The organism is Pseudomonas sp. BR20, from assembly GCF_050780135.1.
GTDB lineage: Bacteria > Pseudomonadota > Gammaproteobacteria > Pseudomonadales > Pseudomonadaceae > Aquipseudomonas.
In genome coordinates, this window is sequence record NZ_CP172012.1 from 160,139 (window position 1) to 185,965 (window position 25,827).

The following is a 25,827-nucleotide window of genomic DNA, read 5'->3' on the forward strand; positions in this document are numbered from 1 at the left end:
TCCTTATTGAACGGCTTTACGCGGCAGCGAAGGGTCGGCCGGCAAAGTAAAAGAACGCAGATCAATCGTCGGTGCACCTTCGGCGCCCAGGCGGTGATCCAGAATAAGCAGCTTGGCGTGGGCCAGGCCCAGGCTGAGTTGGCCCAGGTACTGTTCCAGCACAAAGGCCCGACCGGCCGTGGCGTAGGCCTTTTGTTCGGCGGTAAAGCGCAGGTCGGCCGCTTGGGCGCCGGCATTCACTTCGCGGGCAGTGGCCAAGGCCTGGTCGCGGGCGGTGCTGGCTTGCAGAAAGGCCTGGTTGGTGTGTTCGCTGGCGGCGCCGCGCTCGCGGGAAATCAGGGCCTGGGCGCCGATCTGCGCGGCTTGCACGCCATGATAGGCATTGGCGGCGCCGGCCGGTGGGTGGATGGCTTCCACGACGGTGGCGAGGATTTCCACGCCACTGTCGAGTGTCTGCAAGTCCGCCTGCACGGCACGGCCGATTTCGTCGGCCAGGCGGGTGCGTTGTTCGCCGAGCAATTCGTCGAGGGTACGCGAAGCAAAATCGTGCACCAGGATGCGGCTGGCGGTGCTGCGAATCAGGGTCGGCACATCCGCACTGTTATAGGTGGCGGCGAGTGCGGCCTGATCGGTGAGGCCGATGCGGTAAACGAAGCGCACATCCATGTTGACGATCTGGAAGCTCTGTTTATCGCCGCTGCTGCTGGCGATCACCTGGGATTTGTCATTCACATGGCTGGCGTCCCACAACCGATTGGCAATCAGCGGTGCCGGGCCTTCGGCAGGCGCCAGCTCAGGAGTAGAGGCTTCGCTGACGCTGGTGGCCAACTCATGCACCACACCGTTCTCCACGTTGATCACGCGGCCCAAGGGCCACGGCAAGCCGGTATGCAGGCCTGGGCCGAACACCTCGACGGGCTTGCCAAAACGCTCATAAATCCCACGGCCTTGCAGGGGCACCTCATGCACGCCGGTCAGCGCCCAGCCGACCGCCAGCACCACCAGCAACACCGGCAAAAACGCGCGGCGCATGTAGGTAAACGCCCAGATCTGGCGCAGGTCGATGCCGAAGCGGTTATGTAATTCGTGCTGCAACGCCAGCAGCGGTTGTGGCGGCCAGCGCAGCAACCCGGCGATGAAGCTTTGCGCCATCAGGCGTGGTTCAAGGCGCGGCTGGCGCGGGCTGAACAGCGACAGCACACCTCTTAATAGAAACTCCAGCGCCACCAGCGCCGGCAACAGCCCGACCAGCACCGCCAGGCGCAACGGCCAGACCGACTCATCCCCCGCAAACAGCAGGCAAATGGCACTGACCACCAGACAGATAATCGCGACTCGACTCAACTGCGCCAGTTGCGCGGCTTCCGGCCACTGGGCCGTGGTTTCCTGAGCCAGGCGCCGTTCGAACACCAGCAAGCCGAACGCCAGCGCCAACGCCAACGCCGCCCCCACGCTGGCCGCTTGGCCGACAGACGCCGAGGGCAGGGCCAGGTTCCAGAATTCGATGATGCTGACCAGTGCCAGCAGCGACCAGCCGCCCAGCCACAAGACCGGGGCGCCAATCTGCCGGCCAAAGCGCCCCACAAGGCGTGCGTAACGACCCGTTTCTTCAACGGGTAATTCGGCCGCCGGCTCCTCCAGCGCCTGGGCGCGCCAATCGGCTACCCACCACGCCGACTGCAGCCCTGCCACCAGCACCAACAGGGCCGATGCGCAGTTGATCAACACCACCGGCCAGATCGACACAGGTGCAAACAGCGCGACAAACAACGCCAGCACCCAACCGACAATGGCCAGCACCGTCAGGCTGATACCGGCTTGCCGCAATCGGCGGGCATGGAACAGCCCCTGCTGAAAACGCGGCAGGCCTTCCACCGAAGCGCCGTCCGCCTCTAGATCCACTTGCATCCACTCACGCCCGCTCGTACACAATTCGTTACGATATAACACGCGGCGTGAAATTTTTGTTCGTTAAACAGCGGTTTTAAGCTGCACACAGATCTCCTGTGGGAGGGGGCTTGCTCCCGATAGCGGTTGATCAGCCAGCACCTGCATCGACTGACAAACCGCTATCGGGAGCAAGCCCCCTCCCACATTTGTCCTTCAGTGCTTTCCAGATCGTGACTAAACCCCCATAAACACGAGCCATCACTGGCACAGGCCATGAATAATCGGCACACTCCAGACAGTTTTTCGCGGGCTCTCGGACAAGGAAGCGTCACCCCTCATGATTTCGATCTATCAGCTCAAACCGCGTTTTCAGAACCTGCTGCGCCCACTCGTGCAGCGCCTCTACGACAATGGCACCACGGCCAACCAGATCACCGTGCTGGCCGGGGTCATTTCCCTGCTGGTCGGCCTGTTGATCGCCAGCTTCGCCCAACACCTGTGGCTGTTTGCGCTGATCCCGCTGTGGATGATCCTGCGCATGGCCCTCAACGCCATCGACGGCATGCTCGCCCGGGAATTCGGCCAGCAGTCGCGTTTGGGCGCCTACCTCAATGAACTGTGCGACGTGATTGCCGACAGCGCGCTGATCCTGCCCTTCGCGCTGATCCCCGGCGTGAGCCTGGTGCCGGTGCTGCTGGTGGCGCTGCTGGCGGTGTTCAGTGAATACGCTGGGGTGCTGGGGCCGATGGTCGGCGCCTCACGGCGTTATGACGGGCCGATGGGCAAGAGTGACCGTGCGTTCGTCCTCGGCGTGCTGGCCACCGGTGTGGCGCTCGGCTGGCTCGGCGCCGGCTGGGTCGACACGGTGATGTGGCTGGTCGCCGCCCTGCTCGCCTACACCCTGGTCAACCGGGTGCGCCAGGGCCTGAAAGAAGAACAACACATCTCCCCTTCTGCATAAGGATTTTGCAATGCGCGAACAGCAAGAGCACACCTTCAGTACCCATGACGGCGTCGAGCTTTTCTACCGTCATTGGCCGGCCAGCGCGCCGGCGGACGGCGAGCCGCGCAAGGCGATCCTGCTGTTTCACCGTGGCCATGAGCACTCGGGCCGTATCGCGCACCTGGTGGATGAACTGGACTTGCCGCAGTTCGATTTCTTCGCCTGGGACGCCCGTGGCCACGGCCAATCGCCTGGCGAACGCGGCGACAGCCCGAGCTTCGCCACCAGCGCCCGCGACGTGCAGACCTTCCGCGCCCATATCGGTGCCACCTATGGCATCGAGGAAGAAGAGTGTGCCGTGATCGCCCAAAGTGTCGGCGCGGTGATCGCAGCCACCTGGGTGCATGACTACGCGCCGAAAATCCGCGCCCTGGTGCTCGCGTCCCCGGCGTTCAAGGTCAAGCTGTACGTGCCCTTCGCCCGGCCGGGCCTGGCGCTCATGCGCAGGTTTCGCGGCAACTTCTTCGTCAACAGTTACGTCAAGGCCAAGTTCCTCAGCCATGACCCGGAGCGCGTGGCGTCCTACGACAGCGACCCGTTGATCACCAAGGCCATCTCGGTGAACGTGCTGTTGGGCCTGTACGAAGCCGCCGACCGGGTTGTCGCCGATGCCCAGGCGATTCAGGTGCCGACCCAACTGCTGATCTCGGGCGCCGACTTTGTGGTACATCGCAAACCCCAGCAGCAATTCTTCGACCGCCTTGGCAGCCTGAAAAAAGAACTGCATATCCTCCCCGGTTTTTTCCACGACACCCTCGGTGAACGTGACCGCGCAGTGGCCGTGAGCAGCGCCAGGCGTTTTATCCTGCAGAACTTCGCCCACCCGCTGGATCGCGCATCCCTGCTGGACGCCGACAAACTGGGCGCCACCTGCGCCGAATCCGAATCCCTCGCAGCCCCCTTGCCACGCAACTCCCTGCGCGACCTGTACTGGCGCCTGACCCGCGCCAGCATGGGCCTGGGCAAGAACCTGTCGGACGGCGTAAAGCTGGGCTTCGACACCGGCTTCGACTCCGGCAGCACCCTGGACTACGTGTACCGCAACACGCCCACCGGCAAGGGTGGGCTGGGACGCATGATCGACACCAACTACCTCAACTCCATCGGCTGGCGTGGCATTCGCCAGCGCAAGCTGAACGTCGAGGAACTGCTGCGCCTGGCCATGGCCAAGCTGCGCGCAGAAGACCGCAAAGTGCGCATCGTCGACATCGCCGCTGGCCACGGGCGCTACATTCTTGAAGCCTTGCAGGGCGTGTCGCCGCTGCCGGAATCGATCCTGCTGCGCGACTACAGCGACATCAACGTGCGCGACGGTGGCGCGCTGATTCGTGAGAAAGGCCTGGGAGATATCGCGCAGTTCGTCAAAGGCGATGCGTTTGACCGCTTGGATTTGGCGGCACTGCAACCCAAGCCGACGCTGGCGGTGGTGTCCGGGCTGTATGAATTGTTTGCCGATAACGCCATGGTCGGCGGTTCGTTGGCCGGCCTGGCTGAAGCCGTGGAGCCCGGCGGTTACCTGGTCTACACCGGCCAACCGTGGCACCCGCAGTTGGAACTGATCGCCCGCGCACTGACCAGCCATCGCCAGGGTCAGGCCTGGGTGATGCGCCGTCGCAGCCAGGCGGAAATGGATCAACTGGTAGAAGCGGCAGGCTTTCGCAAGATCACCCAGCGTGTGGATGAGTGGGGCATCTTTACCGTGTCCCTGGCCCAGAAGATCTGACCATGCGCGAACCCGGTTTATTGAAACCAGCGGTCCTGTGGCTGCTGCTGTTGGCGCCGCTGTTTTTCAGCACTTACGGCTTCGCCACCTGGGTCACCAGCCAGCGCAGCGATGTCGGCACCCTGGTGTTCGGCTGGGAAACCCATATGCCGTTCTGGGCCTGGACCATCGTGCCCTATTGGTCCATCGACCTGCTTTACGGTTTCTCCCTGCTGCTGCCCAACAGCCGCCATGAACTGAAGCAACACGCGCTGCGCTTGCTGAGCGCGCAGGTCATCGCCGTGAGTTGCTTCCTGATCTGGCCGCTGCGCTTCACCTTCGAGCGGCCGGAACTGGATGGCGTGTTCGGCTGGCTGTTTGCCGTGCTGGCGGGGTTCGACAAACCCTTCAACCAGGCGCCCTCGCTGCATATCGCGCTGCTGGTGATCCTGTGGGTCATGTATCAGCGCCACACCCAAGGGTTATGGCGCTGGATGGTGCATGGCTGGTTTGCATTGATCGGTATTTCGGTACTGACCACTTATCAACATCACTTTATCGACTTACCCACAGGCGCCCTCGCCGGCTGGATCTGCGTGTGGCTGTGGCCGGTGGAACATCCAAGCCCCCTGCTGAAGGCACGGCTTACCCGGGATTCGAAGCGCTGGCGCTTGGGCCTGCGCTACGGCCTGGGGGCGTTGGCACTGGCAGTTCTCGCGTTTTCCCTGGGCGGAGCCTGGTTATGGCTGCTCTGGCCGGCGGTGTCCCTGGGTTTGATCAAGGTGAATTACCTGGTGCTCGGCGCGTCGGGCTTTCAGAAACGCACCGATGGCAGGCTCACGCCTGCGGCGCGCTGGCTGTATGCACCCTATCTGGCCGGGGCGTGGATAAATTCGCGCCTGTGGACACGCAAACACCCACAGCCCGACCTGATTGTGGATAACGTGTGGCTTGGGCGGATTCCCAGTGCAAAAGAGCAGGATTCATTCAGCGCCATCGTCGACCTCTGTGCCGAGTTGCCAATTAATCCACAGGGCCGCGCGTATCAAAGCATCCCCGTGCTGGACCTGATCGCCCCGACACCCACCGAATGCCAGCAAGCCGCCGAGGCCATCGAGCGCCTGCGTTCAAGCGGCCCGGTGCTGGTGTGCTGCGCCCTTGGCTACTCACGCAGCGCCACCGCGGTCGCCGCCTGGCTGCTGCACAGTGGGCGCGCCGCCACGGTGGACCAGGCGCTGGCTATTATTCGTACAGCGCGGGCCCATGTGGTCCTGCATCCTGCTCATCGTCAAGCGTTGGAGGGTTTGCCTCATGCCCGCTGATATGGAACTCCAGGTGGTCGCCAGCCTGCTGCGCCGTGGCCGTTCACTGGATCAGTTATCCACAGGCCTGACCGTGGCCGGTGTGTTATTTGGCCTCGCCCAGTTGCTGATGGCGAGTGTTTCAACCATCTGCCTGCTGCTCAGCCTGTGGATGATTATCCTGGGGCTGCTGCAAAAGTACTGGGCGCTGCGCGTGGCCTTCGACGCCGACCTGTTCGCCCTGCTGGCCCGCGATACCGAGCGCACCCCGGACCTCGACCAAGCCCTGCAAGCCCTCGGCCTGCAATCGCCCAAGCGTGCCGGCCGGCCCTGGACCGAGCGCCGTCGCGGCGCCCTCAAACTGTTGCGCAAACAAGCCTGGCTGCTGGGCGCGCAAGCGCTGCTGACCCTCGCCGTGATCCTCGCCAGCCCCTGGCTGCCTTTCGCCGGATAAGGAATCCCCATGTTCGAACCCGTGGTCGCCACGCTCATTACCTCCATGGCCCGCACCGTCACCGGCGCCCGCAGCCTGTGGCTGGGTTGCGCGCCAGTGCCGGTGCAACGTATCTATTTCGCCAACCACAGCAGCCACGGCGACTTCGTGCTGCTGTGGGCCTCACTGCCGCAGAACCTGCGCAAATTCACGCGCCCGGTGGCCGGCAGCGATTACTGGAATAAAAGCGCCCTGCGCCGCTACATCATCAACCGCGTTTTCAATGGTGTGCTGATCGACCGCGAGCGCAAAGACCCTGTGGATAACCCCTTGCAGCCCATGCTCGCCGCGCTGGAAGGCGGCGACTCGCTGATCATTTTTCCCGAGGGTACGCGCAACCTGGAGGACGGCTTGCTGCCGTTCAAAAGCGGCATCTACCATCTGGCCAACAGTTACCCACAGGCCGAATTGATTCCGGTGTGGATCGCCAACCTCAACCGGGTCATGCCCAAGGGCCGCGTCCTACCGCTGCCTTTGCTGTGCACCACCAGCTTCGGCGCTCCATTGCAATTGGAAGAAGGCGAAGACAAAGCCGCGTTCCTTGCCCGAACCCGCGATGCCCTGCTCGCCCTCGCCCCGGAGCACTCCTGAGATGGATAGCCAAACCCTGATGTTATTTGGCGGCATCGGCGCGATCCTGGTGCTCGCCTCGCTGATCGGCCTGATACTCAAACTGCGTACCCGTGGCACGCCCAATGCGGTGATCGACAACCTCAACGCCCGCATCAACGCCTGGTGGGTGATGGTGGTGGTCATCGGCATCGCTTTCTGGCTCGGTACCGGTGCGGTGATCCTGCTGTTCTACGCGGTGTCGTTCTATGCCCTGCGCGAATTCCTCACCCTCACGCCCACCCGGCGCAGCGACTACCCGGCCCTGGTGGCCGCGTTCTACCTGGCATTGCCACTGCAATACCTGCTGATCTACTCGGACTGGTACGGGCTGTTCTCGATCTTTATCCCGGTGTATGTGTTCCTGCTGCTGCCGATCCTCGCCTCCCTGGGCGGTGACAGCACGCACTTCCTGGAACGCGCCTCCAAGGTGCAATGGGGCCTGATGATCGCGGTGTTCTGCGTGTCGTTCGTGCCCGCCCTGCTGACCCTCGACATCCCCGGCTACGAAGGCCGCAACCTGCTGCTGATCGCCTACCTGGTGATCGTGGTGCAACTTTCGGACGTGCTGCAGTATGTGTGCGGCAAGCTGTTCGGCAAACACAAGATCGCGCCCAACCTGTCGCCATCGAAGACTGTGGAAGGCTTTGTCGGCGGGATTCTGTTGTCATCCCTGATCGGCGCAGCGCTGTGGTGGACCACGCCGTTCAACCCGTGGCAATCGTTCCTGATCGCCTTGCTGATCAACCTGCTCGGCTTCGCCGGCGGCATCGTCATGTCGGCAATCAAGCGCGACCGGGGGGTGAAGGACTGGGGGCATATGATCGAAGGGCACGGCGGGATGCTGGATCGGCTGGATTCGGTGTGTTTTGCGGCGCCGATTTTCTTCCACCTCGTGCGCTACTGGTGGACCTGACCCACACCCCTCTCAAGCCCAATGAAGATCAAACTGTGGGAGGGGGCAAGCCCCCTCCCACATTGGTTTTCTGGTGTTATCGAGGTTTAAGCAAAGTCTGAAACCGCTGCTCCTACCTCTCGCTTCTCTTTATTTCGCAGGACATTTCCGAGAGAATCCCAGCCGCTTGTGCCCTGCCTTTTCGGTGGCTAGTCTGCGTTCGTCACTGCCAATTCAGTGACCGGGTTTAGCAGCTCGAACGTTCAACATTGGGCGCACAAGTGCCATCTCAAGCATGGCGTTTTTTTCTGCCAACGCTTTATGGTGGCTGTGCGCAGGGCACCTTCGGGTGCGCCGGGTTCCCAATGTTCCGGCCTGCTAACCTGCGTACAGCTGCCACCCATTGTTTAGCAGCGATGGATGTCAGCTCCAATTACCTACATTGGAGTTACCGCAATGAGCAAAGTAAAACCCGGTCCGCCCCATCCCTTTTTCATCCCCCACCCCGAAATCAGCTTCGAAGACGCACTGGTCTACGCCTCAGACCTGCTCCACTGTGCCGAACAGTTGCGCGACTCGCCCAAAGCCGCAGGACACCTCATGGAAATGGCCAGAGTGATGGTCGACCGCTCATTGGAATGCATGGGCCCCCGCTGACGCGGTAAACATCCCCGCCGTGCGGCGTATCGGTGTCATCTTTTGTATCAAAGACGCGTGTAAGATACGCCGCACTTAGCCAGGGATGCTCACCATGTTCGATTCGCTCAAAGCCGTCAGCCGTCGTGTTGTTGGTGTGTTTCTGACTGTGGTGGGGGCCGTTTTTGGCCAATGGCATCCGCCGCTGTGGCTGCGCGCTATCGGCCGTGGCCTGGCGAACCTGGGCAACAAAGCCCGCGCTTATCCGCGTCAGGCCGGTGCCGGCGTATTGGGCCTGGTGCTGCTGGCGGCCGCTGGCTTCTATGGCTGGCACTGGTACTCCAACCTGCCGCAGCCCCACACCGTGGGCTATTCGGTGCACAAACCCAACCTGACTGACTACACCCAGCAACCGCCGGTTGTGGATAACTTGCAAGTGCGTTTTGCCGAATCGGTGGCCCCGCTGGCCGCCATTGGCAAGCCGGTCACCGAGGGCATCACCCTCAAACCTGGCGTGGCCGGTACCTGGCGTTGGTCCGACGACCGCACTCTGCTGTTCGTACCGGAGAAAGACTGGCCCATCGAAGCGGGTTACACCCTTGATCTGGCCAGGAAAGGTTTGCTGGCCGATGGCGTACTGCTCAGTCAGTACAGCAGCCAGTTCTCCACCCAGCCGTTCCGCGCCACCCTGGCACACAACGAGTTGTATCAAGACCCGTCGAACCCGACGCTGAAACAACTGGTGGCGACCTTCCATTTTTCCCACCCGGTCGATGAAGACAGCCTGCGCAAGCGCGTCTCCGTAACCCTCGGCAAAGGCCTGGCCTACCGCGACGCCCAATTGCCCAACCGCCCGGAAATCAGCTTCGACGAGACCAAGCTGAACGCCTACGTACGCTCCGCCGCCCTGGCCACGCCGCTGGAAAGCACGCCGGTCAGTGCCAAGCTGGATGAAGGCATCAAGGCCCGCGACGGCGGCAACGCCAGCACCGCGCCACTGGTGGCGGAAGTCACCGTGCCTGGCCGCTATCGCCTGACCTTTACCGGCGCCGAAGTGAGCTTTGTGGATAACGAGCGCGGCGAGCCTGAGCCGGTACTGATGTTCAGCAGTTCCAGCGCCGTGGCCGATGACACCATTGCCGGTAAGGTCCAGGCCTGGCTGCTGCCGGAAAAAGCCCAGGACGACACCCGTCCCTATAACAGCAACGACATAGATGACGCCCTGCTGGCCCGTAGCACCAAGGTCACGCTGACCCACGTGCCCAGCGTCGAACCGCTGAACACCCTGCACGCCTTCAAGTTCAAGGCCCCGGCCGGCCGTGCGCTGTATGTGCGCGTGCCCGCCAACCTGGAAGCCATCGGTGGCTACCTGGCGAAAAACCCGACGGCCTCGCTGATCAGCATGCCGGCTTATCCGCGCACCTTGCAGTTCCTGTCCGACGGCGCGTTGCTCAGCCTCAATGGCGAAAAACGCCTGGGCTTCATGGCCCGTGGTGTACCTGGCGCCCATGTGGAAATCGCGCGCTTGCTGCCCAACCAATTGCAGCACCTGGTGGACCAGAGCAGCGGCAGCTTTGCCCGGCCCAATTTCGGCAACGAGTACTTCGACCGCATGGTTGAACGCCAGTCCCTGGATATTGCGCTGTCGTCCTCGGACCCGGCGAAAACCGTCTATGACAACGTCGATCTGAGCCACTACCTCACCGCCAACGGTGGCCGTCGCGGCATTTTCGTGCTCAAGCTCAGCCCTCAGGATGAGCCGGCCGAGCGCACGTTCGACTATTCGCGCAGCACCACCTCTGACCTGCGCTTTATCGTGGTCACCGACCTCGGCATCATCGCCAAGCGCTCCAGCGATGGCAGCCATGACGTATATGTGCAGTCCATCGGCAACGGTTCGCCAGTGTCCGACGCCCAGGTCGACATCATTGGCCGCAACGGTCTGCCCGTGAGCAGCGGCCACACCGACGGCGAAGGCCACGTGCATTTCGCCAAGCTGGATGAACTGCGCCGTGAGAAAACACCGCTGATGTATGTGGTCACTCGCGGCAATGACCAGTCGTTCCTGCCGATCGCTCGTCAGTCCCAGCAGCTGGATTTGTCGCGCTTCGACGTAGGCGGCTTGGAAGAAGACGGCGCGATTGATCGCCTCAGTGCCTACCTGTTCACCGACCGTGGCCTCTACCGCCCTGGCGAAACCGCGCACCTGGGCATGATCGTGCGCAGCGGCAACTGGAAAGGCGCCCTGCAAGGCCTGCCCGTGGAGTTGCAGATCACCGACCCACGCGGTCTTGAAGTGATTCGCCAGCCGCTGAAGCTGTCTGCCAGCGGTTTTGAAACCTTTGATTTCCCCAGCAGCGAAGTCGCCCCCGCCGGTGATTACACCGCGACCTTGCAGTTGATTGGCCAGAAACAGACCCGCACCGACCTCGGCAGTGTCAGCTTCAAGGTCCGCGATTTCGAACCGGACCGCATGAAGGTCAACCTGAGCCTGCACGACACCCCGGTGCAGGGCTGGATTCCACCGGACCAGGTGGTGGCCAAGGTCACCGCGATGCACCTGTTCGGCGCCCCGGCGGCCGGCCGTCGCGTCACCGCAAAGATGTCCCTGAGCCCGACGCTTGCGGCATTTGAGCGTTATCCCGACTACCGTTTCCGCCTCAACGATTCCCTGGAAGAGGCCAGCACCGAAGACCTGGCCGAAACCACCGCCGACGACAACGGCCAGGCCGTACTCGACCTCAACCTGCAACGCTTCGCCAACAGCACCTATCGCTTGCAAGTGATGACCCAGGTGTTCGAGGCCGAAGGGGGTCGTAACGTGGCGGCGCAAAGTGCGTTGCTGGTGTCGTCCGCCCCCTACCTTGTGGGTGTGAAAAGTCAGGACTCGCTGTCGTACGTCGCCAAGGATGCCCCGCGCCAGGTGCAATGGCTGGCCGTCGCGCCCGACCTCACCCCGCTGGCGGTGGATGGCCTGACCAGCGAAGTGGTCGAACACCGCTACGTGTCGGTGCTGGTGAAACAGTCCAACGGCACCTACAAGTACGAGTCGCGCATCAAGAACATCAGCCAGCCGGCCTCACCGCTGGTGATGACCAAGGACGGCGCCAAGCAGACCCTGAACACCGCCACCCCTGGCGATTTCACCCTGCAAGTGAAGGACGCCAACGCCAACCTGCTCAACCAGATCGACTACAGCGTGGCCGGACGCGGGAATACTTCGCGCTCCCTGGAACGCAACGCCGAGCTGCAACTGCGCCTGGATAAACGCAGCTACGCCACCGGCGATGAGATCGCGATCAGCATCCGCGCGCCTTACACCGGTGCGGGCCTGATCACCATCGAGCGGGACAAGGTCTACACCCAGCAGTGGTTCAAGGCCGACAGTACCAACAGCGTGCAACATATCCGCGTGCCTGCGGGGCTTGAGGGCAATGCCTACGTCAACGTGCAGTTTGTGCGCGACATCGGCTCGTCCGAGGTTTATATGAGCCCGCTGTCCTACGGGGTGGTGCCGTTCAGCATCAACCTGGATGCACGGCGCATGGCGTTGAAGGTCGAGGGCCCGACGAAAATCGAGCCGGGACAGACCCTCGACATCAAGGTCAACGCCGACCGCCCCGGCCGCGCGGTGGTGTACGCGGTGGACGAAGGCATCTTGCAGGTAGCGCGCTACCAGACGCCCGACCCGCTGGGTTTCTTCTTCCAGAAGCGTGCGCTGGAAGTCGGCACCAGTCAGATCCTGGACCTGATCCTGCCGGAATTCAGCCGCCTGCTCAGTGGGGCGGCGCCCGGTGGCGATACGGAAGGCGCCCTGGCCAACCACCTCAACCCATTTAAGCGTAAACATCAGCCGCCAGTGGCCTGGTGGTCCGGGCTGGTGGACTTGCCCGCCGGCGAAACCGTGCTGCATTACCAGGTGCCCGACAGCTTCAACGGCAAGCTGCACCTGTTTGCGGTGGCAGTGGATGCCGACAGCGTTGGCGTCAGCGAGGCCAATACCGAGGTCCGTGGCCCGATCGTCATCACGCCGAACGTGCCAGCCTTCGTGGCGCCGGGTGATGTGTTCAACGTCAGCGCCGGGGTATTCAGCAACCTCGAGGCTGCGGCGGACGTGAAGTTTGAGGTGCAGACCAGCGACGGCCTGGTGGTGCAGGGCGACAAAGCCAGTACCTTGTCCCTGCAACCGCGCAAGGAGGGCACCGCCGAGTTCAAGATCAAAGTCGGCGAAACCCTCGGTTCGGCGGATTTGCGCTTTGTTGCAGTGTTGCCGGATGGCAAGCGGATCCAGGTGGCGGAAACCACTTCGATTCGCCCTCTGAGCGAGCATCGCGTGGCCCTCAGCCTGGGTCGCTTCGACAGCGCCAGCAAAGAGCTCAAGCCCACCCGTGAACTGTTCAGCCAACTGCGCGACGTGCAACTGGGCGTGGCGGCCTCGCCGCTGGTATGGGCCAACGGCCTCAAGCATTACCTGGATGACTACGGCTATGCCTGCACCGAGCAACTGGTGTCCAAGGCCATGCCGGCATTGATCTGGGGCGGTACCGCACCCGAAGCCGAACACGCCTTCAGCAGCGCGGTGCGCATGCTGCGTCAGCGCCAGAACCAGGCCGGTGGTTTCGGTTTGTGGGCCGCCAACCCGGATGTGGCGCCCTACGCCAGCCTGTACGCCACCGATTTCCTGATCGAAGCCAAGGAACGCGGGCTGCCGGTGCCGGAAGACCTGCTGGTGCGCGCCAATAGTTATCTGACGGACCTGGCCAACGGCCCGAGCGAAGGCCTGTCGGAATTGCGCAACCGCGCCTACGCCAGTTACCTGTTGAGTCGTCAGGGGATTCTGGTGAGCGGCGCCTTGAGCGATATACGCGAACGCTACGAAAGCTACTTCAAGGACAGCTGGCAGAACGACCTGGGCGCCGCCTATCTGGCGGCCAGCTACAAACTGCTCAAGCAGGATCGCCAGGCCGACACCTTGTTCCGCAAGATCCCTTGGCGTTCGCTTGTGGATAAGTGGGACAGCGATGGCCTGTATTACGACCCGCTGGTCCACGATGCCGAGCACCTGCACCTGCTCGCTCGCCATTTCCCCGAGTTGCTGGACGATGTTCCTACCGCCCTGCTGGATAAACTCGGCAAGCGCCTCAACGAACAGCGCTACAACTCGCTGTCGGCGGCGCTGTTGCTGCGTGCCCTGGACAACTACGGCCAGCGCGGGCAAAGCGATATGACCCTCAAGGCCACCGCCTGGCTGGGCGACAAGCAGCAACAACTGCTGGAAATGGCCGGCCAGCCACCCCGCGCGGCTGTACCGGGCGCCACGCAAAAACTGCTGATGGAAAAATCCGATGGCCCCGCGGCGTTCTACATGCTCAGCGAAGCCGGTTTCGATAAGGGTGCCAAGCTCAAGCCGATCAACAACGGGCTGGAGATCATCCACGAATACCTCGACCTCAAAGGCGAGCCGGTGAGCACAGTGGCGGTGGGCGATGAGTTCCTGGTGCGCTTGCGCCTGCGTGCCACCGACCGTGACCAGGTGCAGCAAGTGGCCGTGGTCGACCTGCTGCCCGGTGGCGTCGAGCCTGTGTATAACTTGCCGCCGGAGCCGGAAACCGCCAGCAGCGAGGAAAGTGAAGGCGAAGAGTCCGATTACGTCGAAGAAAGCGATCAAGAAGCCGATGCCTGGCAAGCGCCGATCGGCGAAACCGAGCTGAGCAACTGGCAGCCGGACTACGTGGATGTGCGTGATGATCGGGTGGTGTTGTACGGCACGGCGCTGCGCGACGTAGGCACCTTCGTTTATCGCGTGCGTGCCACCAACGCCGGCACGTTCAATACGCCACCGTCCTACGCCGAAGGCATGTACGAAACCACCCTGCAAGGGCGCGGCAAAGTAGGCCAGCTTGAAATTACCAAGCCTTAAACACCTGGCGCCGCTGCTGGCAGCGGCGCTGGTGCTGGCGGGGCTGCGGCTGTGGCCCCACGCTCCGCTGGAACAGGCTGTGACGTCGTCACGGGTGGTGTTGGCCGATGACGGTTCGCTGCTGCGCATGACCCTGGCGGATGACGGCCAATACCGTTTATGGCTACCGCTGGAGCGCATCTCGCCGTCACTGGTGGAGGCCTTGCTGCTCAAGGAAGACCGCAATTTCTATTGGCACCCGGGGATCAATCCCCCGGCGTTGCTGCGCGCGGCCCTGGCCACCTACAGCGGCGGCCAACGTCAGGGCGGCTCGACCTTGAGCATGCAACTGGCGCGGCGCCTGTGGGATCTCAACACCCGCCAGGTACCCGGCAAGTTGCAGCAGATGGCGTTGGCCCTGTGGCTGGAGGCGCGCTACAGCAAGCACGACATCCTTGAGGCGTACCTGAACCTGGCGCCCATGGGCGGCAATATCGAAGGCGCCGAAGCGGCCAGTCGCATCTACTTTGGCAAGGCGGCCGCGCAGTTGTCGTTGTCCGAAGCCTTGGCGCTGGCGGTGATTCCCCAGCAGCCGGGGCGGCGCGCACGCTTTGGGCCGTCACTGCAAAACGCGCGACTGCGCTTGATGAATGACTGGCGTGAAACTTATCCACAGGACCCGCGTAACGACAGTTTGCTCGACCTGCCCCTGGAAGCCCGCAACCGCCAGCAGATCCCGTTTCTGGCGCCGCATCTGAGCGAGCAGCTATTGGCCTCCCAGCCAGGCAACGAACTCAACAGCACCCTCAACCTGCCCCTGCAGCAATTGCTCGAACGCCTGATCAGCGGCTTTATCGCCGAGCGGCGCAGCACCGGTGTGGAAAATGCCACGGCCATCCTGATCGACAGCCGCGACCAGAGCGTCAAGGCGCTTGTGGGCTCGGCGGATTACTTATCCACAGGCATCCACGGCCAGGTCAACGGCGTGTTGTCACGCCGTTCGCCGGGGTCGACCCTCAAGCCGTTTCTCTACGGGCTGGCGCTGGATCAAGGGGTGATCCACCCCATGAGTATCCTCAAGGATTTGCCCAGTAACTTCGGCTACTTCCAGCCGGAAAATTTCGACGGCAGTTTTGTCGGGCCTCTGACCGCACGGGATGCGTTGATCCGTAGCCGGAATATCCCGGCTGTGTGGCTGGCCAGCCAGGTGAAGTCGCCGTCGTTGTATGGGTTGCTGCAACGCGCCGGGATCAAGGGCCTGCGCGCTGAAAGCCATTACGGCCTGGCCCTGGCCCTCGGTGGCGGTGAGATGACGCCGGAAGAGCTGGCGCGACTGTATGTGATGCTGGCGGGCGACGGCCATCTGCGGCCGTTGCGCTATTTACAGGAGCAGCCCCAGGCCACCGGCCCGCAGCTCCTCACCCCGCAGGCCGCCTTCATGGTGCGCGACATGCTGCGCCGCAACCCGCGACCGGATGGCCTGCCCGCGCGGCACTGGCGCACCGCCTGGAAAACCGGCACGTCCTGGGGATTCCATGATGCTTGGAGCGCGGGCCTGGTCGGCCCCTACGTGCTGGTGGTGTGGGTGGGCAACTTCGATGGTCGACCCAACCCGGCGTTTATCGGTGCCAAGACCGCTGCACCGCTGTTCTTCCGCATCGCCGACGCCCTGCCCCTGGCCTTGCCCAACGTCGTGATCAAGGCCGACAAACCACCCGCCGGCCTGGTGCGCATCGACGTCTGCGCCGCCTCGGGCGAATTGCCCAACCGCTGGTGCCCACAAACCCGCAAGACCTGGTACATCCCCGGTGTTTCACCGATTCGCGTGTCCAACCTGCACCGCCCGGTACTGATCGACACCCGTACCGGCAAGGCCGCGTGCCCGCCGTTCGAGGCGCAATACACCCGCGAGGAAGTCTTCGAATTCTGGCCCAGCGACATACAACGCCTGTACCGCGCCGCCGGCCTACCCCGCCGCACGCCACCCAACGTGATGAAAAACTGCCAGCCCAACCGCATCAGCGACCAGAGCGAAGCCCCGCAGATCCGCTCGCCGCTGACTCAAGTGAGTTATCAGTTGCGCCTGTCCCAACCCCAGGAAAGCATCCCGCTGAACGCGAATGCGGCCAGCGATGCGGCGACGCTGTACTGGTTTGCGGATCAAACCTTGATCGGCCAGGGCCCGCCGCAAGCCACATTGAACTGGCGGCCGGGTAAGTCGGGGGAGTATCGGCTGCGGGTCAGTGATGATCAGGGGCGTAGTGCGAGCCGGGGGTTTAGGGTGGAGTTTGTGCCTTAGGAGTGGCCATCGCACTCTGCAAGCTCCACGTAGTTCGACTCCCCACCCCCTATCGCGCCCGACAACCAACCCCACACGAAACTCAGCGTGGTACGCCCGGCAGCATCGACGCCGATGATGCCCCGGGACCAGCCGGCCAGCAGCTCACCTTCCAGCGTCAGGCACTGATACAGCAGTTCGATAGAGTCTGGGCCTGTGACGCGGCCGACCTGCGTACCCAAGCGAATTCGGCCACCTTGGTAGGTGCCGGAAATGGCATCGCCGTCGACACGGTAATGAAACACCGTGCCCGTGCCGGATAGCCCTTGGGTGTTATTGGCGACGGTGAATCGGCGGTTGTGCAAACGCTTGTGGATTTGCGCGGGGGTGTTCATCGAAGGCGCGCCCTTTCGCGGGTACCTGGAGACCCGGGCGGGCCTCCAGGGTAGAGCGGGTTACTCCACCGTCACCGACTTCGCCAGGTTACGCGGCTGGTCAACGTCGGTGCCTTTGAGCACGGCGACGTAGTACGACAGCAGCTGCAGCGGGATGGTGTAGAGGATCGGCGACAAGGTGTCGTGGATGTGCGGCATGTTGATGACGTGGGTGCCTTCGCCGTTGGTCATGCCGGCTTTTTCGTCGGCGAACACGATCAGTTGGCCGCCACGGGCGCGGACTTCCTGCAGGTTGGACTTGAGCTTCTCCAGCAGTTCGTTGTTCGGCGCTACGGTGACCACCGGCATGTCGTCGTCCACCAGGGCCAACGGGCCGTGTTTGAGCTCACCGGCCGGGTACGCTTCGGCGTGGATGTACGAAATTTCCTTGAGCTTCAGCGAGCCTTCCATCGCCACCGGGTACTGCGCGCCACGGCCGAGGAACAGGGTGTGGTTCTTGTCGGCGAACAGCTCGGCGACTTTTTCCACGGTGCTGTCCATGGCCAAGGCTTCGCCCAGGCGGGTCGGCAGGCGGCGCAGTTCTTCCACCAGGGTGGCTTCGACGCCGGCAGCCAAGGTGCCGCGAACCTGGCCCAGGGACAGGGTCAGCAGCAACAGGCCGACCAACTGGGTGGTGAACGCTTTGGTGGAGGCCACGCCGATTTCGCGGCCGGCTTGGGTCAGCAGGGTCAGGTCGGACTCACGCACCAGGGAGCTGATGCTGACGTTGCAGATCGCCAGGCTGGCAAGGAAGCCCAGCTCTTTGGCGTTGCGCAGCGCGGCCAGGGTGTCGGCGGTTTCGCCGGACTGGGAGATGGTCACGAACAGGGTGTCGGGCTGCACCACCACCTTGCGGTAGCGGAACTCACTGGCGACTTCGACCTGGCACGGGATGCCGGCCAGTTCTTCCAGCCAGTAACGGGCAACCATACCGGCGTGGTAGCTGGTACCACAGGCCACGATCTGCACATTGCGAACTTTGGCGAACAGCTCCGCAGCCTGTGGGCCGAAGGCGTTGACCAGCACTTGCTTGTCGCCAAGGCGGCCTTCCAGGGTGCGCTGTACCACGGCCGGTTGCTCGTGGATTTCCTTGAGCATGAAGTGGCGGAACTCGCCCTTGTCGGCGGCTTCTGCACCGTCGCGGTACTGCACGGCTTCGCGCTCGACGGAATTGCCGTTCACGTCCCAGATCGCCACGCTTTCACGGCGAATGTCGGCAATATCACCTTCTTCCAGGTACATGAAGCGGTCGGTGACCTGGCGCAGGGCCAGTTGGTCGGAGGCGAGGAAGTTCTCACCCAGGCCCAGGCCGATTACCAGCGGGCTACCACTGCGGGCGGCAACTACGCGGTCCGGTTGGCTGGCGCTGACCACGGCCAGACCGTAGGCGCCGTGCAGTTCCTTGACCGTGGCCTTGAGGGCGGTGGTCAGGTCACTGTGGTCCTTGAGCTTGTGGTTGAGCAGGTGGGCGATGACTTCGGTGTCGGTGTCCGAGGTGAATACGTAGCCCATGCTCTTGAGCTGTTCGCGCAGCACTTCGTGGTTTTCGATGATGCCGTTGTGCACCACGGCCAAGTCACCGGAGAAGTGCGGGTGGGCGTTACGCTCGCACGGTGCGCCGTGGGTAGCCCAGCGGGTGTGGGCAATCCCCAGGCGACCTACCAGCGGCTCGCCGGCCAACGCCTGCTCCAACTCGCTGACCTTACCTGGGCGGCGCACGCGCTCAAGCTTGCCAGCATTGGTGAAGACGGCCACACCTGCGCTGTCGTAGCCGCGGTATTCCAGGCGCTTGAGGCCTTCGAGCAGGATGGCAGTAACGTTACGTTCGGCAACTGCGCCAACAATTCCACACATGGTGCTTCTCCTAGATGATTGCCGCGCATATCAGCGTAATGCCGCGGGCTTGGATCTGGTCGCGGGCCTCAAGCGGCAGGCGATCATCGGTGATAAGGGTATGGACGCTGCTCCAGGGCAGTTCCAGGTTGGGAATCTTGCGGCCGATCTTGTCGGATTCGACCATCACCACCACTTCACGGGCGACCTCGGCCATCACACGGCTCAGGCCCAGTAATTCGTTGAAGGTGGTGGTGCCACGCAGCAGATCGATGCCGTCGGCGCCGATGAACAGTTGATCAAAGTCGTAGGAACGCAACACCTGCTCGGCGACCTGGCCCTGGAACGAGTCCGAATGCGGGTCCCAGGTGCCGCCGGTCATCAACAGCACCGGCTCGTGTTCCAGTTCGCTCAAGGCGCTGGCCACGTGCAGGGAGTTGGTCATGACCACAAGGCCGGGCTGATGGCCCAGTTCCGGGATCATGGCGGCGGTGGTGCTGCCGCTGTCGATGATGATGCGGGCGTGTTCACGCAGACGCGTCACGGCAGCACGGGCGATCGCACGCTTGTAGGCCGAGATCGGTTGGGCGGGGTCGCCCACCAGTTCCTGAGGCATGGTGATCGCACCACCGTAGCGGCGCAGCAACAGGCCGTTACTTTCTAGGGCGGCCAAGTCCTTGCGGATAGTGACTTCCGAGGTTTCGAAACGCTTGGCCAATTCGTCCACGCTGACTTCGCCCTGTTCGTTGAGCAAGGTCAGGATGTTGTGGCGCCGTTGGGGTGTATTTCGTTTCGACATGGTGATGATAAGTTTCGTTTCGAAAGATAACGAAGGCAATCAAAACCTATTGGCAAGATATCGTCAAGCGTCGGGACGAGATTTTTCGAACAACACACGACAAATGTGGGAGGGGGCTTGCCCCCGATTGCGTAGATCAGTCGACTAAAACATTGACTGAAAATCCGCCATCGGGGGCAAGCCCCCTCCCACATTTGGATAACACTGCTGATGAGGTTGTGGATAACTCAGGTCTTTTTGATTTTGACCGGGCGTTTCCAGCCGTCGATATTGCGTTGGCGGGAGCGGGCCACGGCCAGCTGGGACTTATCCACATCCTGGTTGATGGTTGAGCCCGCTGCTGTATTCGAACCATCGCCGATCGTCACAGGTGCAATCAGCGAATTATTCGAGCCGATGAATACGTCCTCACCAATGGTGGTCTGGTACTTGTTGGCACCGTCGTAGTTGCAGGTGATCGCGCCAGCACCGATGTTGCTGCGCGCACCGATCACCGCATCACCCAGGTAAGCCAGGTGGCCGGCCTTTGCGTCGTCGCCCATCCGTGCGTTCTTCAATTCGACAAAATTACCGACGTGCGCCCTGGCGCCCATCACAGTGCCCGGACGCAACCGCGCAAACGGTCCGGCATCGCTGCCCTCGCCCATCACGGCACCGTCGATATGGCTGTTGGCCTTGATCACCACGCCCTTGCGCAGGGTGCTGTCCTTGATCACGCAGTTCGGGCCGATGACCACGTCGTCTTCGATGATCACGCGGCCTTCGAGGACCACGTTGATATCGATCAGTACGTCGCGGCCCACGCTGACCTCACCGCGTACGTCGAAGCGAGCCGGGTCGCGCAGGGTCACGCCCTGGGCCATCAGGCGGCGGCCTTCACGCAGTTGGTAGTGACGTTCGAGCTCTGCAAGCTGCTTGCGATCATTGGCGCCCTGCACTTCCATTGGGTCGTGAGGCTGTTCGGTGGCGACCAGCAGGCCATCACTCACGGCCATCTCGATCACGTCGGTGAGGTAGTACTCGCCCTGGGCGTTGTTGTTGGACAGGCGGCTCATCCAGTCGGCGAGCTTGTTGGCAGGCACGGCGAGAATACCGGTGTTGCCTTCGGTGATAGCCCGCTGGGCTTCACTGGCGTCCTTGTGCTCGACGATCGCCGCGACCTTGCCGTCGGCACCGCGCACGATGCGCCCGTAACCGGTGGGGTCATCCAGCTCAACGGTGAGCAGGCCCATCTGGCCGGGCACCACATGTTTGAGCAGGCGTTGCAGGGTTTCCACTTCGATCAGCGGCACGTCACCGTAGAGGATCAGCACGGTGTCAGCGGTAATGAACGGCACAGCTTGCGCGGTGGCATGGCCGGTGCCCAGTTGTTTGTCCTGCAATACGAAATTCAGGTCATCCGCAGCCAGGCGTTCGCGCACCACATCGGCGCCATGGCCGATCACTACGTGGATACGTTGTGGGTCCAACTGGCGAGCGCTGTGGATAACATGCCCAAGCATGGAATTACCCGCGACCGGGTGCAGCACCTTGGGCAGGGCCGAACGCATGCGGGTGCCTTGGCCTGCGGCGAGAATGACGATTTCAAGAGACATGAATGGCTACCAATCCTGGGCGGTCCGGCTTCAGACCAGAGATGTGTTTTGCTAAATAAAGAAAAAGGGTAGCCGAGGCTACCCTTTTTAATCAATCGCGCATAAGCATCACGGCGTGGCCGCTTACTTCTTGCGGATCTGCTGGAGCGTGCGCAGCTGAGCTGCAGCCTCGGCCAGACGTACAGCAGCAGCGCTGTAGTCGAAGTCCGCACCCTTTTCGTTCAGGGCCTTCTCGGCAGCCTTGACGGCTTCCTGAGCGGAGGCTTCATCCAGATCGCCAGCACGTTGCACGGTGTCGGCAAGTACCTTGACCATGTTCGGCTGAACCTCGAGGAAACCACCGGAGATGTAAAACACCTCACGTTCCCCGCCTTGCTTGGTCAGAGTGATCGGACCTGGCTTCAAGCTGGTGATCAGCGGTGCGTGGCCCATGGCGATACCAAGATCACCCAGGTCACCGTGCGCTGTCACAAACTCCACCAGACCGGAGAAGATTTCCCCTTCCGCGCTGACGATATCGCAATGGACTGTCATAGCCATCTGATTGCCTCAACCTGATGAGCGCCCGTTTCCGGGCGCTTGGATTACAGTTTCTTGGCTTTCTCGATCGCTTCTTCGATGCCGCCGACCATGTAGAACGCTTGTTCTGGCAGGTGGTCGTAGTCACCGTTGAGGATGCCTTTGAAGCCAGCAATGGTGTCTTTCAGGGAAACGTATTTACCCGAAGCACCGGTGAAGACTTCAGCCACGAAGAACGGCTGCGACAAGAAACGCTGGATCTTACGAGCACGGTTTACCAACTGCTTGTCGGCTTCCGACAGCTCGTCCATACCCAGGATCGCAATGATGTCCTTCAGTTCTTTGTAACGCTGCAGCACGTACTGAACGCCGCGAGCGGTGTCGTAGTGCTCCTGGCCGATCACGTTCGGGTCCAGCTGGCGCGAAGTCGAGTCGAGTGGATCGACCGCTGGGTAGATACCCAGGGAAGCGATGTCACGGGACAGAACGACGGTGGCGTCCAAGTGGGCGAAGGTGGTCGCAGGCGATGGGTCGGTCAAGTCATCCGCAGGTACGTATACCGCTTGGATCGAAGTGATCGAACCTTCCTTGGTCGAAGTGATACGTTCTTGCAGAACGCCCATCTCTTCAGCCAGGGTCGGCTGGTAACCTACTGCGGAAGGCATACGGCCCAGCAGTGCGGATACTTCAGTACCGGCCAGGGTGTAACGGTAGATGTTGTCGACGAACAGCAGAACGTCGTTACCTTCGTCACGGAACTTCTCGGCCATGGTCAGGCCAGTCAGTGCTACGCGCAGACGGTTTCCCGGCGGCTCGTTCATCTGACCGTAAACCAGTGCCACTTTGTCCAGAACGTTGGAGTCCTTCATCTCGTGGTAGAAGTCGTTACCCTCACGAGTACGCTCACCCACACCGGCGAACACGGAATAACCGCTGTGCTCGATGGCGATGTTACGGATCAGTTCCATCATGTTTACGGTCTTGCCTACACCGGCACCACCGAACAGACCGACTTTACCGCCCTTGGCGAACGGGCAAACCAGGTCGATAACCTTGATGCCGGTTTCCAGCAGGTCGTTGCCGCCAGCTTGTTCCGCGAACGAAGGTGCTGGACGGTGAATGCCCCAGCGCTCTTCGGTGTCGATCGGGCCAGCTTCGTCAATCGGGTTGCCCAGTACGTCCATGATCCGGCCCAGGGTCGCTTTACCGACCGGTACGGAGATGGCTGCGCCAGAGTCGATAACGTCCAGACCGCGCTTCAAGCCTTCGGTGGAACCCATCGCAATGGTACGAACTACGCCGTCGCCCAGCTGCTGCTGAACTTCCAGAGTAGTTTCCGCGCCTTGTACTTTCAGCGCGTTGTAGATGCTCGGTACGCTGTCGCGTGGAAATTCCACGTCGATAACGGCGCCGATGATTTGAACGATACGTCCGCTACTCATAGCTGGATCCTCTGAATATTTGAACCGTTAAACCGCGGCAGCGCCGCCGACGATTTCCGAGATCTCTTGGGTGATCGCAGCCTGACGCGCCTTGTTGTAGATCAGCTGCAAATCGCTGATCAGATCACCGGCGTTATCGGTAGCGTTTTTCATCGCGATCATCCGCGCCGCTTGTTCAGCTGCGTTGTTCTCGACCACCGCCTGGTACACCTGCGACTCCACGTAGCGCACCATCAAGCCGTCAAGCAGCTCTTTGGCGTCTGGTTCGTAGAGGTAGTCCCAGTGGTGCTTGAGTTCCTGATCCGGAGTCGCCACCAGTGGAATCAATTGCTCCACGGTTGGCTGCTGGGTCATGGTGTTGATGAACTTGTTGGATACCACGGAGAGGCGGTCAATCCGGCCTTCCAGGTACGCATCCAGCATCACCTTCACACTGCCGATCAAATCATTGATCGACGGCTCTTCACCCAGGTGGCTGATAGCTGCAACGACGTTACCGCCGAAGTTGCGGAAAAAGGCCGCACCCTTGCTACCAACAACACACAGATCGATCTCGACGCCGTTTTCGCGGTTTACCGCCATGTCCTTGACCAGGGCCTTGAACAGGTTGGTATTCAAACCACCGCACAAACCACGGTCACTGCTCACTACCACATAACCCACACGCTTGACGGCGCGTTCGATCATGAATGGGTGGCGGTATTCCGGGTTGGCGTTGGCCAGATGCCCAATTACCTGGCGGATACGCTCCGCATAAGGACGGCTAGCAGCCATGCGCATTTGTGCCTTGCGCATTTTGCTGACCGCCACTTTTTCCATGGCGCTGGTAATTTTTTGCGTGCTTTTGATGCTCGCAATCTTACTGCGAATCTCTTTTGCGCCTGCCATGTAACACCTATCAGGTTAGCAAGCGGGAGCCTTGCGGCTCCCGCTGCGGCTTACCAGGTTTGGGTGGCCTTGAACTTCTCGATACCGGCTTTCATGCCAGCGTCGATATCGTCATTGAAGTCACCCTTCACGTTGATCTTCGCCATCAATTCGGCGTGATCGCGGTTGAAGTAAGCAATCAGCGCTTGTTCAAAGCTGCCGACCTTGGCGATTTCAACGTCGGTCAGGAACCCACGCTCAGCGGCATACAGCGACAACGCCATGTCAGCGATCGACATTGGGGCGTATTGCTTCTGCTTCATCAGCTCGGTAACGCGCTGACCATGCTCAAGTTGCTTACGGGTCGCTTCGTCCAGGTCAGAAGCGAACTGGGCGAATGCCGCCAGTTCACGGTACTGAGCCAGAGCGGTACGGATACCACCGGAGAGCTTCTTGATGATCTTGGTCTGAGCGGCACCACCCACACGGGATACCGAAACACCGGCGTTCACTGCAGGGCGGATGCCCGAGTTGAACATGGCCGATTCCAGGAAGATCTGACCGTCGGTGATGGAAATCACGTTGGTCGGAACGAACGCGGAAACGTCGCCAGCCTGGGTTTCGATGATCGGCAGCGCGGTCAGGGAACCGGTTTTGCCGGTCACTGCGCCGTTGGTGAACTTCTCTACGTACTCTTCCGAAACGCGGGATGCGCGCTCCAGCAGACGGGAGTGGAGATAGAACACGTCGCCTGGGTAAGCTTCACGGCCTGGTGGACGGCGCAGCAGCAGGGAAATCTGGCGGTAAGCCACTGCTTGCTTGGACAGATCGTCATAAACGATCAGCGCGTCTTCACCGCGGTCGCGGAAGAATTCACCCATGGTGCAACCGGAGTACGGTGCCAGGAATTGCAGCGCAGGAGATTCCGAAGCACTGGCAGCCACGATGATCGTGTTGGCCAGGGCGCCGTTTTCTTCCAGCTTGCGAACCACGTTGGCGATGGTCGATTGCTTCTGACCGATCGCTACGTAGACGCAGAAAATGCCGCTGTTCTTCTGGTTAATGATCGCGTCGATCGCCAGAGCGGTTTTACCGATCTGACGGTCACCGATGATCAGCTCACGCTGGCCACGGCCGACAGGGATCATGGCATCGACAGCCTTGTAGCCAGTCTGTACAGGCTGGTCTACCGACTTACGCCAGATCACGCCTGGAGCAACTTTCTCGACCGCGTCGGTCTCGGTGTTGCCCAGTGGACCTTTACCGTCAACAGGGTTACCCAGTGCGTCGACTACGCGACCCAGCAGTTCCTTACCAACCGGAACCTCCAGGATGCGGCCTGTGCACTTGGCGCTCATGCCTTCAGCCAGACTGGTGTAAGCGCCCAATACAACGGCACCTACGGAGTCTTGCTCCAGGTTGAGGGCCATACCGAAGACGCCGCCCGGAAACTCGATCATCTCGCCGTACATAACGTCGGCCAGACCGTGAATCCGCACGATGCCGTCAGATACGCTGACGACAGTGCCTTCGTTACGGGCTTGGGAGGTCACATCGAGCTTGTCGATGCGGCCCTTGATAATTTCACTTATTTCGGAAGGATTGAGTTGCTGCATTGCTCTGCTGCCCCTT

18 protein-coding genes are annotated in these 25,827 nt (G+C 61.7%); 9 read left to right on the plus strand and 9 right to left on the minus strand.

Translation table 11 applies throughout. The features are described 5' to 3' along the window. Positions 1 to 3: 3 nt before the first annotated feature. Complete coding sequence (hflK, locus tag ACHPFG_RS00720; RefSeq protein ID WP_431701338.1) at positions 4 to 1,908, minus strand: protease modulator HflK; 1,905 nt, start codon at positions 1,906 to 1,908, stop codon at positions 4 to 6. A 319-nt stretch (positions 1,909 to 2,227) separates the two neighbouring features. On the opposite strand from hflK, the gene ACHPFG_RS00725 reads away from it, so the two are divergent. The 9 genes from ACHPFG_RS00725 (at position 2,228) to pbpC (ending at position 16,727) form a co-directional block, all read left to right on the plus strand. Further along, entirely contained in the window at positions 2,228 to 2,851 is a 624-nt protein-coding gene (locus tag ACHPFG_RS00725) for a CDP-alcohol phosphatidyltransferase family protein (protein WP_053127483.1), read from the plus strand. A 10-nt stretch (positions 2,852 to 2,861) separates the two neighbouring features. Next, positions 2,862 to 4,616, plus strand: coding sequence for a bifunctional alpha/beta hydrolase/class I SAM-dependent methyltransferase (locus ACHPFG_RS00730; protein ID WP_431701339.1), 1,755 nt, complete (start codon positions 2,862 to 2,864; stop codon positions 4,614 to 4,616). A gap of 2 nt (positions 4,617 to 4,618) precedes the next feature. Further along, positions 4,619 to 5,917, plus strand: a complete 1,299-nt coding sequence (locus ACHPFG_RS00735) for a phosphatase PAP2/dual specificity phosphatase family protein (RefSeq protein WP_431701340.1) — start codon at positions 4,619 to 4,621, stop codon at positions 5,915 to 5,917. Then, positions 5,907 to 6,350 carry a hypothetical protein gene (locus tag ACHPFG_RS00740; protein ID WP_131697731.1) on the plus strand — a complete coding sequence of 148 codons (444 nt, stop codon included), beginning with the start codon at positions 5,907 to 5,909 and terminating at the stop codon, positions 6,348 to 6,350. The genes ACHPFG_RS00735 and ACHPFG_RS00740 overlap by 11 nt, the downstream gene beginning before the upstream one ends. Positions 6,351 to 6,359: 9 nt before the next feature. After that, positions 6,360 to 6,980, plus strand: a complete 621-nt coding sequence (locus ACHPFG_RS00745) for a lysophospholipid acyltransferase family protein (protein ID WP_131697732.1) — start codon at positions 6,360 to 6,362, stop codon at positions 6,978 to 6,980. A gap of 1 nt (position 6,981) precedes the next feature. Beyond that, positions 6,982 to 7,914: a phosphatidate cytidylyltransferase gene (locus ACHPFG_RS00750; RefSeq protein WP_017528659.1), complete on the plus strand. Its 933-nt coding sequence runs from the start codon at positions 6,982 to 6,984 to the stop codon at positions 7,912 to 7,914. A 435-nt stretch (positions 7,915 to 8,349) separates the two neighbouring features. Further along, positions 8,350 to 8,550 (plus strand): DUF3077 domain-containing protein, encoded by a 201-nt coding sequence (locus tag ACHPFG_RS00755; RefSeq protein ID WP_131697733.1) that lies wholly within the window; start codon positions 8,350 to 8,352, stop codon positions 8,548 to 8,550. A 94-nt stretch (positions 8,551 to 8,644) separates the two neighbouring features. Beyond that, the gene (locus ACHPFG_RS00760; RefSeq protein WP_431701341.1) at positions 8,645 to 14,449 is read left to right on the plus strand and encodes an MG2 domain-containing protein; all 5,805 of its coding nucleotides are present in this window, start codon (positions 8,645 to 8,647) and stop codon (positions 14,447 to 14,449) included. After that, positions 14,430 to 16,727, plus strand: a complete 2,298-nt coding sequence (gene pbpC / locus ACHPFG_RS00765; RefSeq protein WP_431701342.1) for a penicillin-binding protein 1C — start codon at positions 14,430 to 14,432, stop codon at positions 16,725 to 16,727. The genes ACHPFG_RS00760 and pbpC overlap by 20 nt, the downstream gene beginning before the upstream one ends. On the opposite strand, the gene ACHPFG_RS00770 is transcribed toward pbpC, so the two are convergent. The 8 genes from ACHPFG_RS00770 to atpA form a co-directional block, all read right to left on the minus strand. Continuing rightward, a complete protein-coding gene (locus ACHPFG_RS00770) occupies positions 16,724 to 17,101 on the minus strand; it encodes a hypothetical protein (RefSeq protein ID WP_431701343.1) in 378 nt (125 codons plus the stop codon). The genes pbpC and ACHPFG_RS00770 overlap by 4 nt on opposite strands. Positions 17,102 to 17,161: 60 nt before the next feature. Next, positions 17,162 to 18,994 carry a glutamine--fructose-6-phosphate transaminase (isomerizing) gene (glmS, locus tag ACHPFG_RS00775; RefSeq protein WP_131699637.1) on the minus strand — a complete coding sequence of 611 codons (1,833 nt, stop codon included), beginning with the start codon at positions 18,992 to 18,994 and terminating at the stop codon, positions 17,162 to 17,164. Positions 18,995 to 19,004: 10 nt separating this feature from the next. Then, positions 19,005 to 19,772, minus strand: a complete 768-nt coding sequence (locus ACHPFG_RS00780) for a DeoR/GlpR family DNA-binding transcription regulator (protein ID WP_431701344.1) — start codon at positions 19,770 to 19,772, stop codon at positions 19,005 to 19,007. A gap of 227 nt (positions 19,773 to 19,999) precedes the next feature. Then, positions 20,000 to 21,367 (minus strand): bifunctional UDP-N-acetylglucosamine diphosphorylase/glucosamine-1-phosphate N-acetyltransferase GlmU, encoded by a 1,368-nt coding sequence (glmU, locus tag ACHPFG_RS00785; protein WP_431701345.1) that lies wholly within the window; start codon positions 21,365 to 21,367, stop codon positions 20,000 to 20,002. A gap of 123 nt (positions 21,368 to 21,490) precedes the next feature. After that, the gene (locus ACHPFG_RS00790) at positions 21,491 to 21,907 is read right to left on the minus strand and encodes a F0F1 ATP synthase subunit epsilon (protein ID WP_003195825.1); all 417 of its coding nucleotides are present in this window, start codon (positions 21,905 to 21,907) and stop codon (positions 21,491 to 21,493) included. 44 nt (positions 21,908 to 21,951) lie between these two features. After that, a complete protein-coding gene (gene atpD / locus ACHPFG_RS00795) occupies positions 21,952 to 23,328 on the minus strand; it encodes a F0F1 ATP synthase subunit beta (RefSeq protein WP_003177062.1) in 1,377 nt (458 codons plus the stop codon). Between the two features lie 27 nt (positions 23,329 to 23,355). Further along, positions 23,356 to 24,216: a F0F1 ATP synthase subunit gamma gene (atpG, locus tag ACHPFG_RS00800; protein WP_003195829.1), complete on the minus strand. Its 861-nt coding sequence runs from the start codon at positions 24,214 to 24,216 to the stop codon at positions 23,356 to 23,358. Positions 24,217 to 24,266: 50 nt separating this feature from the next. Further along, positions 24,267 to 25,811, minus strand: coding sequence for a F0F1 ATP synthase subunit alpha (gene atpA / locus ACHPFG_RS00805; protein WP_053127456.1), 1,545 nt, complete (start codon positions 25,809 to 25,811; stop codon positions 24,267 to 24,269). Between the last annotated feature and the right edge of the window lie 16 nt (positions 25,812 to 25,827).

Excerpts from the sequence above, each read along its gene's own strand:
- hflK (WP_431701338.1), bottom strand. The coding sequence starts at position 1,908 with ATGCAAGTGGATCTAGAGGCGGACGGCGCTTCGGTGGAAGGCCTGCCG.
- ACHPFG_RS00725 (WP_053127483.1), top strand. The coding sequence starts at position 2,228 with ATGATTTCGATCTATCAGCTCAAACCGCGTTTTCAGAACCTGCTGCGC.
- ACHPFG_RS00730 (WP_431701339.1), top strand. The coding sequence starts at position 2,862 with ATGCGCGAACAGCAAGAGCACACCTTCAGTACCCATGACGGCGTCGAG.
- ACHPFG_RS00735 (WP_431701340.1), top strand. The coding sequence starts at position 4,619 with ATGCGCGAACCCGGTTTATTGAAACCAGCGGTCCTGTGGCTGCTGCTG.
- ACHPFG_RS00740 (WP_131697731.1), top strand. The coding sequence starts at position 5,907 with ATGCCCGCTGATATGGAACTCCAGGTGGTCGCCAGCCTGCTGCGCCGT.
- ACHPFG_RS00745 (WP_131697732.1), top strand. The coding sequence starts at position 6,360 with ATGTTCGAACCCGTGGTCGCCACGCTCATTACCTCCATGGCCCGCACC.
- ACHPFG_RS00750 (WP_017528659.1), top strand. The coding sequence starts at position 6,982 with ATGGATAGCCAAACCCTGATGTTATTTGGCGGCATCGGCGCGATCCTG.
- ACHPFG_RS00755 (WP_131697733.1), top strand. The coding sequence starts at position 8,350 with ATGAGCAAAGTAAAACCCGGTCCGCCCCATCCCTTTTTCATCCCCCAC.
- ACHPFG_RS00760 (WP_431701341.1), top strand. The coding sequence starts at position 8,645 with ATGTTCGATTCGCTCAAAGCCGTCAGCCGTCGTGTTGTTGGTGTGTTT.
- ACHPFG_RS00770 (WP_431701343.1), bottom strand. The coding sequence starts at position 17,101 with ATGAACACCCCCGCGCAAATCCACAAGCGTTTGCACAACCGCCGATTC.
- glmS (WP_131699637.1), bottom strand. The coding sequence starts at position 18,994 with ATGTGTGGAATTGTTGGCGCAGTTGCCGAACGTAACGTTACTGCCATC.
- ACHPFG_RS00780 (WP_431701344.1), bottom strand. The coding sequence starts at position 19,772 with ATGTCGAAACGAAATACACCCCAACGGCGCCACAACATCCTGACCTTG.
- glmU (WP_431701345.1), bottom strand. The coding sequence starts at position 21,367 with ATGTCTCTTGAAATCGTCATTCTCGCCGCAGGCCAAGGCACCCGCATG.
- ACHPFG_RS00790 (WP_003195825.1), bottom strand. The coding sequence starts at position 21,907 with ATGGCTATGACAGTCCATTGCGATATCGTCAGCGCGGAAGGGGAAATC.
- atpD (WP_003177062.1), bottom strand. The coding sequence starts at position 23,328 with ATGAGTAGCGGACGTATCGTTCAAATCATCGGCGCCGTTATCGACGTG.
- atpG (WP_003195829.1), bottom strand. The coding sequence starts at position 24,216 with ATGGCAGGCGCAAAAGAGATTCGCAGTAAGATTGCGAGCATCAAAAGC.
- atpA (WP_053127456.1), bottom strand. The coding sequence starts at position 25,811 with ATGCAGCAACTCAATCCTTCCGAAATAAGTGAAATTATCAAGGGCCGC.